The sequence below is a fragment of the Serratia sp. ASV30 genome (genome assembly GCF_016428815.1).
GTDB lineage: Bacteria > Pseudomonadota > Gammaproteobacteria > Enterobacterales > Enterobacteriaceae > Chania > Chania fonticola_C.
In genome coordinates this window covers 1-15256 of the sequence record NZ_JAELTL010000083.1, presented here as the reverse complement: position 1 = coordinate 15256, position 15256 = coordinate 1, and the positions used below count along the sequence as shown (strand labels likewise).

Here is a 15256-nt window from a genome sequence, read left to right as displayed (position 1 = left end):
GCAAAGAGAGAGTCTGTGCAGCGATGCGCAAACTACTGCAACTGGCTTATGGCGTGGTGAAATCAGGAAAGACATTTAATGCGGAAATACCGCTTGCCGGATAACCGACAAGACGGTATCTCTCCCAGAGAACCAACCGAGAACATCCTGAATACTTGTGTAGGGGAGAGGGAGCAGTCCGGCGTCGTGGATAAGCCCGTGCGGCTTCGGAAAGAGGGAACCTTTGATTAGCCATATCACTTCGGCAGTGATGAGTCAGCCTAAGGATGGGGTATGACGCAGAGAAAACAGCGGGCTCGATCGGTTCCCTCTCCTGGGGGAGAGGGTTAGGGTGAGGGGAAGTATGACTCGATCTGACAAATTAACCTGCCGGAAGACCCAGCAGGCTAACTCTTTGCAGAAGGGCCGAGTCGACCTCAGCCCAAATCAACACCTTAGTGTGCACTCCCCTGCGAAATCCCCAGCCCGGTTTGTGAACGTACAAACTGGGAACGGAATTTCACGCGTTCTTGCTGCCCAACCAACGAATTGTCGGTCACAGAGAAGAACCAGGTGCCGATAAAGGCGACCAACATAGAGAACAGCGCCGGATATTCGTAAGGGTAAATCGGTTTGGCATGGCCGAGGATCTGCACCCAAATAGTCGGGCCCAGGATCATCAGGATCACTGCGGTTAACAGACCAAGCCACCCGCCGATCATTGCCCCGCGCGTGGTCAGGCGTGACCAGTACATGGAAAGAATGATGATTGGGAAGTTACAGCTGGCCGCAATGGAGAATGCCAGTCCCACCATAAAGGCGATGTTCTGCTTCTCAAACAGGATCCCCAGCGCGATAGCCACCACCCCGAGCAACACCACGGTGATTTTGGAAACTTTCAGCTCATCACGCTCGGTCGCTTTGCCATTCTTGATGACGCAGGCATAGAGATCGTGAGAAACCGCAGAAGCACCCGCCAAGGTTAGCCCGGCAACTACCGCCAGGATCGTGGCAAAGGCCACCGCAGAGATAAAGCCAAGGAAGAAGTTACCCCCCACCGCGTTAGCCAAATGCACCGCCGCCATGTTATTACCGCCCAGCAATGCCCCACTGGCATCCTTGAAGGCCGGATTGGCACTGACCAGCAGGATTGCACCGAAACCGATAATAAAGGTCAGGATATAGAAGTAACCGATAAAGCCGGTGGCATAGAACACGCTCTTACGCGCTTCTTTGGCATCGCTAACGGTGAAGAAACGCATCAGGATATGTGGCAAACCGGCGGTCCCGAACATCAATGCCAGACCCAGGGAGAGGGCGGATATAGGGTCGGAGACCAGTCCGCCCGGGCTCATAATGGCAAGCCCTTTCGGATGCACTTTCACGGCTTCGGCAAACAGGGTATTGAAGTCAAAGTTGACAGATTTCATGACCATCAGCGCCATAAAGCTGGCACCGGCCAACAGCAGCACGGCCTTGATGATTTGCACCCAGGTGGTAGCCAGCATGCCACCGAACAGGACATACAGCACCATCAATATACCGACCAACACAACGGCGACGTGATAATTGAGGCCGAATAGCAGCTGGATCAATTTGCCCGCGCCCACCATCTGGGCGATCAGATACAGCGCTACCACCACCAGGGAACCACAGGCTGAAAGTGAGCGGATCGGCTTCTGTTTCAGGCGGTAAGAGGCCACGTCGGCGAAGGTATATCGGCCAAGGTTACGTAGCCGCTCGGCAATCAGAAACAATATGATTGGCCAGCCAATCAGGAAGCCGATGGAATAAATCAGCCCATCATAGCCGGAGGTATAGACCAGCGCGGAGATACCGAGGAACGATGCTGCAGACATAAAGTCGCCAGCGATAGCCAGACCGTTTTGCAACCCGGTGATGCGCCCGCCAGCGGTGTAGTAATCCTGACGAGAGCGGGTACGTTTGGAAGCCCAGTAGGTGATGTAAAGGGTGGCACCCACGAACAGCAGGAACATGATGATGGCCTGGATGTTCAGTGGTTGGCGCTGCACTGCGCCACCAATGGCATCGGCATGGCTTAGGCCTGGCAGGGCCAATAGTGTGGCAGCTGAAAGTAGGCGCTTCATTGCTTCACCTCGCGCAGGATTTCAGCATTCAGGCGATCAAATTCACCGTTGGCACGGTAAACGTAGATCCCGGTTAACACGAAAGAAATCACGATCAATCCCACGCCAACCGGGATCCCACGGGTAATGGTTAATCCGGGGCCGAGTGGAGTTCCCAGCCACTGAGGATCGAAGGCGATCAGTAAGATAAAGCCGACGTACAGCGCGAGTGTGATCAGTGACAGGAGCCAGGCGAAACGGCTGCGCTTTTGCACCAGCTCCTGAAAGCGCGGGTTTTCTTCAATCCTTTGATAAATATCTTCATTCATCCGAGTTTCTCCAATAGGTATTGAACAAGTACGCCACGCGATACCCTTCCAACTGGCAAATTGGCGCTCTGCGGGCCACCTTGGCCCATCCCAGCCAAATGTCTGGGATCGGCTTTACTGCAGTTGAAAGCTTTCAGGTATACAGGCCGTTCAGCTGCGCATGGCAGACGAACGGCCGGAGGCAGCGCGGATTAGGATGGAACTTTCATTGATTGTTTCTCTTCCAACAGCTTTTCGACTACAGCCGGATCCGCCAGCGTTGAGGTATCCCCCAGGTTGCTGGTATCACCGGCGGCAATTTTGCGCAGAATACGCCGCATAATTTTGCCAGACCGCGTTTTTGGTAAAGAGTCGGTCCAATGGAGAACATCTGGCGTGGCGATTGGCCCAATTTCCTTACGCACCCAGTTGCGCACTTCGGCATACAGTTCCGGCGTTGGCTCTTCCCCATGATTCAGGGTGATATAGGCATAAATCGCCTGGCCCTTGATGTTATGCGGAATACCCACCACTGCGGCCTCGGCAATTTTGGGGTGGGATACCAATGCGGATTCAATTTCGGCGGTGCCCAGACGGTGGCCGGAAACGTTCAGCACGTCATCGACGCGGCCCGTGATCCAGTAATAGCCATCTTCGTCACGGCGTGCGCCGTCACCGCTGAAGTACATGCCTTTAAAGGTAGAGAAGTAGGTTTGCTCGAAGCGGTCATGGTCACCGTACAGAGTTCGAGCCTGGCCCGGCCAAGAATCGGTGATCACCAGGTTGCCTTCGCAGGCGCCTTCCTGCGGTGTGCCCATATTGTCGACCAATGCCGGTTGCACGCCAAAGAATGGGCGAGTGGCGGAGCCAGCCTTCAGCTCGGTAGCACCTGGTAACGGGGTGATCATGAAGCCACCGGTTTCGGTTTGCCACCAGGTATCAACGATCGGGCATTTTGCGTTACCAATCTTGTTGTAATACCACTCCCAGGCCTCTGGGTTGATGGGCTCACCCACGGAACCCATAATGCGCAGCGAATCGCGTTTGGTGCCTTCGATTGCTTTGTCACCTTCGGCCATCAGGGCGCGGATTGCCGTTGGTGCGGTATACAGGATATTGACCTGATGCTTATCCACTACCTGTGACAGACGGTTTACGCCTGGATAGTTCGGCACGCCTTCAAACATCAGCGTAATGGCACCGCAGGCCAATGGGCCATATAACAGGTAGCTATGACCGGTAACCCAGCCCACGTCGGCGGTGCACCAATAGACGTCGCCATCGTGGTAATCGAAGACGTATTTGAAGGTCAGCGCGGCGTAAACCAGATAGCCCCCGGTGGTATGTACCACGCCTTTCGGTTTGCCGGTTGAGCCGGAGGTATAGAGGATAAACAGCGGATCTTCCGCGTTCATCTCTTCCGGTGGGCAGTCGGCAGAGACGCCTTCGGTCAGCTCATGCCACCAGAGATCGCGCCCTTCTTGCCAGTAGCCCGGCTTACCGGTGCGTTGGAAGACCACCACGTTGTTGACGCTTTTCACCCCTGGGTTCTTCAGTGCATCATCGACGTTCTTTTTCAGCGGTACCGCGCGGCCTGCACGCAGCCCTTCATCAGCGGTGATCACCAGTTTGGAGTTGGAATCGATAATACGGCCAGCAACGGCTTCTGGGGAAAAGCCCCCAAAGATCACCGAGTGCACCGCACCAATGCGGGCACAGGCCAGCATGGCGACGGCGGCCTCAGGCACCATTGGCATATAGATGGCCACCACATCACCTTTTTTCACCCCGAGCTTTTTCAGCACGTTGGCGAACTGGCAGACATCGTGATGCAGTTGCTTGTAGGTGACCTTGGCCGATTGGGTCGGATCGTCGCCTTCCCAGATGATGGCGGTTTGATCGCCGCGTTCGGCCAAGTGGCGGTCCAGACAGTTCGCCGCCAGGTTAAGGGTGCCGTCTTCAAACCAGCGGATGCTGATATGACCAGGATCGAAAGAAGTGTTCTTCACTGAGGTATAGGGCTTGATCCAATCGAGGATCTTGCCGTGCTCGCCCCAGAATGCCGCTGGGTCTTGTACAGATTGTTGATAATACTGCTGGTATTGCTCCGGATTGATCAGGGCACGATCTGCAATTGCAGAAGGAATGGCGTGTTTGTGCAGTTGGCTCATGGTTTTTCTCCTTAGAATTGTTAATGATATGTCAACTGATGGTTAAGTATAGTTTGCCATGACGCTTTGTTTCTTTTTTGGGCGGCAGATCACGCAACGAAGATGTTGATTTGTAATAGTTACTGTCGTAATTGTGTTGTGTAACTGTTTGGTTGACGGTGAAAAGACGGTAATGGGCGTATTTCTGTTAAAAAAGTTTTTAGATAACTAAAAACATTAAGCGTGAGGCATCGGCTTGAGGATGCAGGAAACAATAAGGCCGAGGTTATATTTTACAGCGAATCAGAACCTATTAATAACTGCTATAAATACTCAGCGTAATTGTTAGCTGCAATATGTCGACGGGTTATTTTTTACTGCCGTTATTATGTTGGTTTTTTGAAAGTACAAACAATAAGTTTTATGAATTGTTTTATTGTCATTTATTTGTTGTGTGAATCATATTGAGCGTTGTCTCAGCTGTTAAAGGAGGGCACATGAGGACTTTATTTTCTTTTGCAAAACCTTTTGTTAACAATGCAGAAACATATTTTAAGACTAAATATGCAAATGCAATGACAAATCACGCACTTTTATTTGGATTAAAAATCGTCCGATCTCATCGGTTATTGTTCCGCTCAAGCTAAAATTATGTTTTTTAGAACAAGTAATTATGTTGCGATTCATTTTTTGTTTGTTGTTTTTTTGCTGGAGAAACGGACAAAATCGAGATGAAACAAGGCTTGCAGAAGCCCGCCTTCAGATGGTACAGATTCATACTGCGTTACACCAAGGGCAGTTGGCGCAGAGATTCACAAACATAAGCCTGTAATAAATGATTAAGTATTCCTTCCGGAACCTAGGTGTGTTTAACACGTTGGTACGGAGTCTTTGAGGACTTTTTGGGTATGAAAAATGTAAAAATCAGCCTGGCCTGGCAAATCCTGATCGCGTTGGTATTGGGTATTATCCTGGGCGCAGTGCTGCATAATCAAACAGAGTCGCGTGAGTGGATGGTCAGTAATATATTGAGCCCCGCCGGTGATATCTTTATTCGTTTGATCAAGATGATCGTGGTGCCTATTGTTATTTCCACGCTGATCGTCGGTATTGCCGGTATTGGCGATACCAAAAAGCTGGGCCGTATTGGATTGAAAACCATTATCTATTTTGAAGTGATCACCACCATCGCGATCGTCGTGGGTGTGACATTGGCTAATGTTTTTCAACCCGGGCACGGCATTGATATGTCGGCGCTGACCGCGGTCGACATCTCACAGTATGAAAAAACGACGGAACAGGTGCAAAGCGGCTCACATAGCCTGGTGGCCACCATCCTTTCGTTAATTCCTTCTAACGTGTTCTCGTCGATGGTCAAAGGCGACATGTTGCCGATCATTTTCTTCTCGGTGCTATTTGGGCTGGGGCTGTCTTCCTTGCCGAAAGAGACCAAAGAGCCGTTGCTGAAGGTGTTCAAAGCGGTGGCTGAGAGCATGTTCAAAGTGACCCACATGATCATGCGTTACGCCCCAGTCGGGGTGTTTGGCCTGATCTCGGTCACGGTAGCCAACTTCGGTTTTGCTTCGCTCTTGCCGTTGGCCAAGCTGGTGGTGCTGGTTTACTTCGCCATCGCCTTTTTTGGTTTGGTAGTTCTCGGGGCCGTTGCGCGGCTGTGTAACCTGCGTATCTGGACGTTGATCCGCATCTTGAAAGAAGAGCTGATCCTGGCTTACTCAACGGCCAGTTCGGAAACCGTGTTGCCGCGCATTATCGAAAAGATGGAGGCCTACGGCGCGCCAAAATCCATCACCAGCTTCGTGGTGCCTACCGGATACTCTTTCAATCTGGACGGTTCTACGTTGTACCAGAGTATTGCCGCCATCTTTATTGCACAACTATACGGTATTGAGCTGTCGCTGGGACAAGAGATCATTCTGGTTCTGACGCTGATGGTGACCTCAAAAGGGATTGCCGGTGTGCCAGGTGTCTCCTTTGTGGTGCTGTTGGCGACCTTGGGCAGCGTGGGTATTCCGCTGGAAGGTTTGGCGTTTATCGCCGGCGTTGACCGCATCCTCGATATGGCGCGTACGGCTCTGAACGTGGTAGGCAATGCGCTGGCGGTCTTGGTGATTGCCAAATGGGAACATCAGTTCGACCGTAAAAAGTCGCTGGCTTATGAACAAGAGTTCCTGGCCAGTAAAGTGACTCCTGCCAATCAGGCTTAAGTCGCTCCATCTCTTTTTCTCAAAACCCGCCATCGGCGGGTTTTTTTATTGAATGATGGCTAAATTGCTTCAATACTGGCGCTCTCTGTAAGGCCTGCTCAGGATGAGATTTGCCCCATGAAAAGATATGCGCTGTTGCTGGTGTTGCTAGCCCCCTATGTTCAAGGGCAGACGCTGGATGCCAACGATCCGCTACGGCGTGTCATTCTGGATCAGATGCGTGCCAATATCGGTTATCCCACCGATATCCAGTTTGTGGTTAAACAGCTGAGCGTTTCCGGCTCGCAGGCCTATTTCTGTGCCACCGCTAAAACCAATGATGGTAGCGGTAGTGCCAAAATTAACGGCAAGACGGTGGTCTACGATCGAGAATTGCAGCAGTCAGCGGAAGGCTTCTGGACGACGGTGAGCAATTTTGACTCCTATGTCGACTCACCGGCGCAGGCCCAATGCCATAGCACTATTCAAGATGAACCCGCAGCGAGCGGGTGCCAAAACGTCGGCCTTTATGATGCGGAGCGTAAACCGTTGCTGGACGCGGTCCGGCGCAGTTATCAAGGGGGGATTGCCCAACCCAGATTTGTGGTTTCTCACCTGTGCACAACCGGCAAGATGGCGTATTTCTGCGGGCGACTGGAAGGGGAAGAGAGCCAGGATCGGCAAGGGATGAATTACTACGATGCAGTTATGGCCAAAGATGCCAAGGCAGAGTGGCAGGCGCTGATGGTTGAGAGCAAGACCGTGGAGAAGTGCAACTTCAGTGGGCCAGCCTCGGCGATCACCGAACAAAAGCTGCTGGAAGCGGTAAATCAGCCGCTCCTCTCGGCGGCTCCTCAGGAGATCGATGACAGCCTCAAGGTCGAGATGCTCACCCAGTTCCAGCTATTCCAACAGGCGGTCAAGACGGCCGATATGGCCTATTTAAAGGCGCATATTGTCTTCCCGCTTGAGAACGTCGCTGATACCTTCCTGGCAGGAACGCCTGATGAACATCAACAGAGCATTACCCCTGCGTTGTTTGACCACTATGCGCAGCAAATCAGGGATGGTCTGAAGGAAATACCGCTGCTGGGTGTCAACCTCACTAAAAAGCAGGTGACTGATTTCCGGGTAAATTCATTAACCCCGTTGGAGCAGGCCAGAAAATACTTCCCAGCCGAGGAGGACGGGCAGTTCTATTACAATGATGGGGCGAAGAAAGTGCTGGTTGAAGGCACCTGCGATTCGGTCGGTTCGGGTGATTTTGAGGACGGAACGCTTGCCGTATTTATCGGCACGGGTTCCAACCTGCTGATCCCTGGGTTGTCAGAAGCCTGTGAGGGAGGTATGCGTGTAGAGTTTACTCTGCAACAAGGCACGCTGATGCTGACCAGAATTGATTTTGTCGGTTAAGCCGCTTACCAACCTAATCAATCTCTCACTTGCGCTGCATGAACTTACGCAGCGCTATCATGCCGGTCATCAAGATGGCTCCAGGCAACCAAACCCACAGTAATTCCGACATGATCACCGCATGCCCAGCAGGAGTCAGGTATTTCTCGAGGCTAAACGGCGCTACGCGGATCACCTGCCAGGGCGCAAAGAAACGCTCGTCACTCCATGGCCACAGCCAGCCGACGCCTTTGCCTCCGGTGGTCACCGAATCCAGCAAACTGTGGGATAACAGCGAGATAAACAGAAACAACCAGGTCTTGACGGGGTTAGCCTTGAACCAGCGGTAGAACAGCAGTGCCAAGCTAGGCATCAGGAATGCAAACAGCAGTGAATGCGTGAAACCGCGATGACCAAACTGATTGCCGTAAGCCACGCCGAATTTAAACGCTAATACGTCTGCATCCGGCAGCATAGAAAGAACCACGCCTGCGAGCAGCAAGCGGGCCGGTATGATTTTCTGGCCCAGCCCTAAACCAAGGCATAACGGCACTGCGGCGTGGGTAACGATCGTCGTCATAACTCTCTTCCATGATGAGGGGTAACGCTGTGCTTATTATGGTATAGCCATATCCTGCCGATCGCCACTTCGCTGCACCATCGAAATAATGATGCCGAATAACTCTTCCTTAGCCTGGGCTGCCGTAATCGCACCACAGCTGGTGGCGTAGGATAGCCCTTCTGCAGAGCCGAGCATACCCCATAGCGCGGCATCCTGAAGTTGGTTATCGCAGCAGAAGGGGGTAAAGATCTGGCGGCATTTCTCGATGAACACCACGGCGTAATCATTCCTGATTTTCTCAAGCTCGGGAGTACCGGCTAGTGCAGCCATGACGCTAGGCATCTCACGGCCTTGCAGCAGCACGCACTCAATGTAGGAAGTGGCAATGACCGAGGCTAAGGCTTCTAGCTCCGGTTTGGTATTTTGGATAGCTTCATCCATCCGTGCAGTCTGACGATTATCAAACTCTTGATACAGCGCGGCAAACAGGCCCGAACGGTTGGTGAAGTGATCATACACCACCGGCTTGGTGACGCCCGAGCGTTCTGCCAGGTGGCCGAGCGTCAGCGCTTCGGTGCCTTCTTCATTAATGATTTCCCATGCGGTTGTCAGCAACTGCTGATAACGCTCTTCTCTCGATAGCCGAACTCGTGAATGTGGTTTGGAGATCATGGCAATATTTACCCGTTGACAGTGTTATATACTAAAGGTAACTTACCGATGGTAACTTACTGTTGGTATATAGAGTACGTTTTATACCTCGCCCTGACAATAGGAGTCACCCAATGCACGCGCTCATCGTTGTGTCTCATCCTCTCGATACGTCATTAACCCATGGTGTTGCAGCAGCCATCGCCGAAGGGATAACGGCGACCGATCCCGCCCATACGTTTGAAATTGCCGACCTTACCCAGGAAGGTTTCAATCCGGTGTACGGTGCCGCTGATATCGCCGCATTTTTAAAAACGGCCACTGTTCCAGCGGATATTCTGGCAGAACAGGCACGAATTGATGCTGCGGATGCCCTGGTTCTGGTGTTCCCAATCTACTGGTGGACTATGCCTGCCTTGCTTAAGGGGTGGATAGACCGCGTGTTTTCCAATGGCTGGGCTTATGAAGAGACGGCAGATGGGGCAGTGGTCAAAAAACTGGGGCATTTACCGGTTCATCTGGTTGCCCTGGGGGCGGCAAGCAAAGGCGTCTATGACCGGCATGGTTTTACCGATGCTTTTAACGCGCAGATAACGCACGGTATTTTTGATTATTGTGGCGCTTCGGTTAAGACATCTGAAATGCTACTGCTGCCAGAACTGGGGGAGCCTAAGGCTTATCTCGATGCAGCGCGTCAAATCGGGCATGCTGTTTTTCAACCGGCTTACGCCGAGTAGTCCGTTGAGGAAGAGTCGCAATAAAGCTTCAAGAAATCAGTTGCGAGCCTCTTCCCCATTAAAGACTCTCGATCTAGTCCCCCAACGTTATCATCAACATCATCGGCTCAAGGGGGGGAGGGTTCAAATCCCACACGCATACGGAATTCTCTGGCCTCAACGGATAACGCATGTACCAGCATTCCGCGAATGCCAATAGTTTCAGCAACCTGGATAACACGTAATTTTCTGTCTGATCACTTTGATCTGGGGGCTGTTATCCCTACAGCTTGGCACATACTGCAGTTACGTGGCCCAAGATAATCCTCTATGGTTTAATAGTAATTAATCATGAAGGTCACAGCTGCATCGCCTTGTTGAGGCTCAGATCAGCAACCAGCCTTTTCAGCCTGAGATTTTCTTCTTCGAGCTGGCGCATGTGCTTCAGCTCTGAAGGGGAAATCCCTCCGTATTTTTTACGCCACGTGTAAAAGGTGGCATCAGAGATACCCAGTTTACGGCAGACTTCAGGCACCGATGTACCTAGCTCGGCCTGTTTCAGGGCAAAGACAATCTGTTCTTCGGTGAATCGCGACTTTTTCATCGGCACAACCTCCACTCAGGGGAGTGTTTATCATGCCGGAATTCTGTTTCTGAATGGAGCAGGATTTTGGGGTAGGGTCATATATTCACTGCCCCCAGCCTTCAGCCAGCCCCTGTCTGCCGTGACGGTGAAACGATTTTTGGCACGTGATACCGATTCAGGTGAATCCCCTCTGGTTACCGCATCACGGCTTTCCATGGCAGTCATAAAATCCAGATAACCATCAGAGGAAAAGCGGGACGCCGCCAGCGACAGGTTACTATTGGTTTCAGCAATCACTTTGCTGTATCTGAACCAATTAAAAAAATTAAGCATATAACTTTAACCAAGGCTATTTAATTTCGGCGTTAAACAAATTAACGGCACCGTAGTCGTTAACAAATTCACCGCTCACGGTATCCCCCTTATTAGAGGGTACTGCCAAGGTCAGGGTAGATCTCGGTGCTACCATTTCGCCTTCAATTTTTTTGCCATTTACCATCAGGCTGACAAAAGACACATAATAGGGTGTTGGGTTGAATGCCTGCAGGCTGCTGCCTTTTACGCTCCAAGTGACTGCCTGAGCGGCATCATTCGCGTTACCTGCCAATCCTGCTGGGCGATAAAAGACTTTAATGCGTGAGCGAAACGCCATTTGCAGGTAGTTTTCATCAGATTTTGCCTGTTTCTTGGCGGGCACCTCTAGTACGTTGAGCCAAAATACCGACTCTTTATCCATGGGTAACGATCCCTCTGAGTAACTAATCTGTAACGTCTGGCCCTTGCCTCCCTCTACTCGGTTTATTGGGGGGCTCAGTATAAAGGGAACCTTAATCGCTGCCGGCTTGGCATTGATATCACCCGTATCCAACCAGCTTTGGATCAAAACGGGAGAATTACCCGTATTATTAAGTCTGACGCTGACTTCTTTTTGATCTGAAGGATAAATAACTCGTGTCCCGTTAATCACGATACTTGCCAAACTATGATTACTGAATAGGGCCACCACGGCTAAGCCAGCAACTCGTAAAATGTTATGAAAGGGAAAACACATAAAGTCTCCTGAAGTAGATTATTTGGGAGGGGAGCCCTTCCCTCAAGGCATTACTTGTATTGAATAGAGTAAACAACATTGCTGACGACGGTGCCTGGGGTGGTTGTACCCTCAGCATAATACTCAACAAAATAGGGCAAGTTAGTGCTACCAGACTTGACGTTTACAAACGAGTTACCGTTGATCTGTTCCGCGTTACCCGCTTTGATCACCGTTTGAGAAGTACTGGTGCCATCACGCAATTGCAGGCTGACGTTTTGTGCCGTACCAGTGTTATTAAGGCGGCCGGTAAGAACATCTACCGCAGCACCAGCTTGAAAGAAAGCGGAGGCGGTTTGCAAACTACCACTGCAGTTGGCCAGTGTCAGGGTGAAACCGGTGAGCCCGGCCGTCTGTGCCGCACTTCCTAGTTGACCAATACTAACAATTGGCAGGGTAACAATCGGGTTGCTAGCTTGGCCGTTGACAATGACTTCGCAGGTGTTATTACTTAACTGCCCCTGAAAATTGATGGTACCGTCAGAAGCAGCCTGCGCCAGACCAGAAGAGAGCAGGACGCCTGCAATAGCAGACAGAATAAATTTGTTCATTTACATTCCTTAATTACAGTTAACAAGGCACTGTGATTGTAAAAAGACGCTTAGAATAAGTACGTTAGTTGTAGAACAAGAGCCCCTACCACCAAATAGAGTGTTCTCTCACCGAATTATCAGTAATAAGAAGACTATGCTTAATCTTTCCTATATAAAATAAAGAGATGATGTTCTTTTTTTAAGTGAAGTGCATTTTAATGAGGTGTAGCATAGAGATAAAATATAACCTCTGTAAATATAGTTTTTTCTATTGGTGATAAAAATAAGTTATTTTAAAAAATAAAAACCTTATAAAACAACGAGGATTATTTATAATTATTTCTAATACCCCTAGTATTTATTATTATACCTAACATTCATTACTTTTAGTTATCACCGATAGAAAATACTTCCTTCACAACGACCAAGTAAAATCTTATACTGGCTATAAATAAAACTAGGATTACATTTGTTATTGCATGGATTCGTCTTTAACTAAAGCCATTAGCATATACAATATGTCCTTAATGGCTTTCTTTACAGGGAGAGGCAACCCTATCCAACCGCTAAATATCGTAGCTGCTAGAGTAATGAAAGTAGCAATGAGAGTGCAGATTTAAAGAAGAAAGTCTTACCAAAAACGTCATATCTCAAAAAAACACGAGGAAGTAATGAGAAGGAAAAAAGTCGTTTTGCAATGTTCCTGTAATTTTATGAGAACAGGGTTAGAAGCATTAATTAAAGATACAGATTTGTCAGTATCTCTTGATATTGTAGATACTAGTGACAGTTTTTCAGACTGTGAGGATGCTTTAAATGCCTTGCCGGTAGTAAATTTAGTCATCCTAACGGTCTGTAACCGTGATTATAACTTGGCCTCACTTTTGCAACTTGTTGGAGAGCGTTTGCCGAAAATGCATCCCAATAGCAAAGTTGTAATGATAAGTGATATAGCCGATGTCAACCCACTTAAATGTTACTTTAGTGGGTTGAGAAACGTCAGTATCATACTGAATAAGACAATAACGCTTGATGAGTTAAGCAGGGAATTGCTGAGCACTACCGCAAATAATGAGAAAATCTTCGGTAAAAGTTCAACTATGCTCACACCGCGTGAATTAGAGATTCTGCGCATGCTGCTGGATGGTGATACCGCTAGAAAGATAGCTAACGACTTGAAACTAAATTTCAGGACAGTAAGCCATCATAAACGTGCAGCCTTGGCTAAACTGGGGGTCCGTTCCTTATGTCCCTTAGTGAATTTGATAGGTAAAAGAAAATATAACAAGAGGGTTTCATCTTGGGGGAGGACCTTGGGTCAAATAAGAGTAGATAGCGCATTAAGTAGTACGGCAATATAAATTTATGGGTATAAAAGGGAAAGAAAGTAGCATAATGCTGGTGGTGGTTCGTTACTGATGAATTTAAGGCATATGCCCTAATACATTAACCGTCAACTTTGTGGGGAGTTGCCATGACAGCATCAGCCATCAATATCTCGTTTTATCTTGTCATTGCCTGTTTTTAACTAAGATAAAAACGAATTAATAGCAGCGTCGTTCCCTAACCGGTTTTGTCTTAAGAGGGTTTTATGTCCCTATAATGGAATATAAAAATCTTTAATATAGTGAGAAACAGATATCATCGTTATGAAAAATCTGCCCAAGCCTAACCAGCTTAAAGTATTCCAGTCGATTATCGAACACGGGAGTTTTCGGGCTGCAGCCAAGGCCCTGCATCAGACACAGCCTGCATTGACACAGTCAATGAATGAACTTGAGAAAATGTTAGGCACTTCACTTCTGATGCGTGGGCCGCGTGGTGTGGTACTCACCGAAGCAGGGAAGCTTTTTGAACCCCGAGTTCAATTGGTGCTGAAAGAGTTGGAGCGCGCAGTCAATGAAGCAAAGCAACTTAGCGCCACCTCTCAGGGAACCATTGAGTTGGGGAGTTCGTCGTTACCCTTTTTTACCATGTTACCAGCTGCAATCCAGCGTTTTAATAAACGCTTTCCGCAGGTCAACATCAATCTTACGGAAGGACAAATTTCCGAGCTATTACCTGCACTGAGGGGAGGGGAATTAGACTTTGTCATCGGCGCAACGTCGCCTGAAACGATCCTGGCTAGCGAATTTATTGAAGAGCCATTCTTTACCACTCCTTTTGCCGTGGTGGCACACCGAGATCATCCATTGGCTAAGAGTACTTCGCTGAGCCAGCTCAAACAGGCCAAATGGTATTTACCCACGGCGAAAATTGGTTACTTCGGTGAACTTGATGCACTACTGTTCCCCGAAGGGGAAGAGAATACACAGACCATTATCCGGGGGGACACGGCGGCCATCACGTTGCAAATGGTGATGAATGCTGGCTTTTTGACAGTGGCCGCGAAAGAGATGCTTCAGGTACCTTATCTAAGCCAGCAGTTGTGCATAATACCGATCGAAGAGCAACTACCCGATGCGTCCTACAGTTTTATCTACTCTCATCGTTTACCGTTGACGATGCATGCCAGGACCATGATAGATAAACTGCAAAGGGAATGTAAGATCTATCCTTGGTCCAGTGAGGTTGAATAATCAATGGCTTTACCCGTCGTCCTTCAAGTTGCCGCGGTGGTGAGTAGCCGCAACTTGAAGTGACATGAGCATAAATCGTTACGCCTCCCGCTATCTTGTTGTAATAAATTGATATTTAATAATATTACCGAAGACTAAATGGATTCTGTGAGACAAAAATAGTTGGTGTTTACATTTTTGGGTTCAGCATCTAAGCTTAAATTTATTCACTCTCAAGTTGTTATTTAGTCTGAAAATAGATGGTGGACTATGAAAGAACTTCCAAAAATCAATCAGCTCAGGGATTTTCAGGCGATTATCTATTATGGAAACATCAGAACCGCTTCACAGGCCTTGTTCAAAACCTGTCTCTTATACACATCTAAAAGGGGGGGGGGGGGGGGGGGGGGGGGGGGGGGGGGGGGGGGGGGGGGGGGGGG

Annotated in this window: 13 protein-coding genes and 2 pseudogenes; 5 read left to right on the top strand and 10 right to left on the bottom strand. The window is 49.3% G+C overall.

The genetic code is table 11. The annotated features are described in order from the left end of the window. Window positions 1–434: 434 nt before the first annotated feature. From actP to acs, 3 genes are all read right to left on the bottom strand, one after another. Entirely contained in the window at window positions 435–2087 is a 1653-nt protein-coding gene (gene actP, locus JHD74_RS23860) for a cation/acetate symporter ActP (protein WP_024531056.1), read from the bottom strand. Next, window positions 2084–2395, bottom strand: a complete 312-nt coding sequence (locus JHD74_RS23855) for a DUF485 domain-containing protein (protein WP_021182245.1) — start codon at window positions 2393–2395, stop codon at window positions 2084–2086. The genes actP and JHD74_RS23855 overlap by 4 nt, the downstream gene beginning before the upstream one ends. A 191-nt stretch (window positions 2396–2586) precedes the next feature. Further along, window positions 2587–4545 carry an acetate--CoA ligase gene (gene acs / locus JHD74_RS23850; protein WP_024531057.1) on the bottom strand — a complete coding sequence of 653 codons (1959 nt, stop codon included), beginning with the start codon at window positions 4543–4545 and terminating at the stop codon, window positions 2587–2589. An 887-nt stretch (window positions 4546–5432) separates the two neighbouring features. Between acs and gltP the strand changes: the two genes are divergently transcribed. Both gltP and JHD74_RS23840 read left to right on the top strand, forming a co-directional pair. Beyond that, complete coding sequence (gene gltP, locus JHD74_RS23845; RefSeq protein ID WP_024531058.1) at window positions 5433–6749, top strand: glutamate/aspartate:proton symporter GltP; 1317 nt, start codon at window positions 5433–5435, stop codon at window positions 6747–6749. Between the two features lie 117 nt (window positions 6750–6866). Next, complete coding sequence (locus JHD74_RS23840; RefSeq protein WP_199063653.1) at window positions 6867–8141, top strand: hypothetical protein; 1275 nt, start codon at window positions 6867–6869, stop codon at window positions 8139–8141. A 25-nt stretch (window positions 8142–8166) separates the two neighbouring features. Here the strand turns inward: JHD74_RS23840 and JHD74_RS23835 are convergent, their stop codons facing one another. Together JHD74_RS23835 and JHD74_RS23830 are read right to left on the bottom strand one after the other, a co-directional pair. Further along, window positions 8167–8700: a metal-dependent hydrolase gene (locus tag JHD74_RS23835; protein ID WP_199063652.1), complete on the bottom strand. Its 534-nt coding sequence runs from the start codon at window positions 8698–8700 to the stop codon at window positions 8167–8169. A 36-nt stretch (window positions 8701–8736) separates the two neighbouring features. Then, window positions 8737–9351 carry a TetR/AcrR family transcriptional regulator gene (locus JHD74_RS23830; RefSeq protein WP_199063654.1) on the bottom strand — a complete coding sequence of 205 codons (615 nt, stop codon included), beginning with the start codon at window positions 9349–9351 and terminating at the stop codon, window positions 8737–8739. A gap of 116 nt (window positions 9352–9467) precedes the next feature. Here JHD74_RS23830 and JHD74_RS23825 point away from each other — a divergent pair, with 116 nt between their 5' ends. Then, window positions 9468–10070 carry an NAD(P)H-dependent oxidoreductase gene (locus JHD74_RS23825; RefSeq protein WP_199063651.1) on the top strand — a complete coding sequence of 201 codons (603 nt, stop codon included), beginning with the start codon at window positions 9468–9470 and terminating at the stop codon, window positions 10068–10070. Window positions 10071–10143: 73 nt separating this feature from the next. Here JHD74_RS23825 and JHD74_RS23820 read toward each other — a convergent pair. The 5 genes and pseudogenes from JHD74_RS23820 to JHD74_RS23800 form a co-directional block, all read right to left on the bottom strand. Beyond that, window positions 10144–10303 (bottom strand): annotated as a pseudogene (locus JHD74_RS23820) (GNAT family N-acetyltransferase); the annotation flags it as partial. 113 nt (window positions 10304–10416) lie between these two features. Further along, window positions 10417–10653: pseudogene (locus JHD74_RS23815) on the bottom strand (transposase); the annotation flags it as partial. Window positions 10654–10683: 30 nt separating this feature from the next. Next, window positions 10684–10968, bottom strand: a complete 285-nt coding sequence (locus JHD74_RS23810; RefSeq protein ID WP_370592701.1) for a hypothetical protein — start codon at window positions 10966–10968, stop codon at window positions 10684–10686. 16 nt (window positions 10969–10984) lie between these two features. Then, window positions 10985–11686, bottom strand: a complete 702-nt coding sequence (locus JHD74_RS23805; protein ID WP_199063650.1) for a fimbria/pilus periplasmic chaperone — start codon at window positions 11684–11686, stop codon at window positions 10985–10987. A 50-nt stretch (window positions 11687–11736) separates the two neighbouring features. Further along, a complete protein-coding gene (locus JHD74_RS23800; protein ID WP_199063649.1) occupies window positions 11737–12276 on the bottom strand; it encodes a fimbrial protein in 540 nt (179 codons plus the stop codon). A 653-nt stretch (window positions 12277–12929) separates the two neighbouring features. On the opposite strand from JHD74_RS23800, the gene JHD74_RS23795 reads away from it, so the two are divergent. Both JHD74_RS23795 and JHD74_RS23790 read left to right on the top strand, forming a co-directional pair. Continuing rightward, entirely contained in the window at window positions 12930–13619 is a 690-nt protein-coding gene (locus JHD74_RS23795) for a LuxR C-terminal-related transcriptional regulator (protein ID WP_081375868.1), read from the top strand. Between the two features lie 288 nt (window positions 13620–13907). After that, window positions 13908–14837: a LysR substrate-binding domain-containing protein gene (locus tag JHD74_RS23790; RefSeq protein WP_074031781.1), complete on the top strand. Its 930-nt coding sequence runs from the start codon at window positions 13908–13910 to the stop codon at window positions 14835–14837. Window positions 14838–15256: the final 419 nt, after the last annotated feature.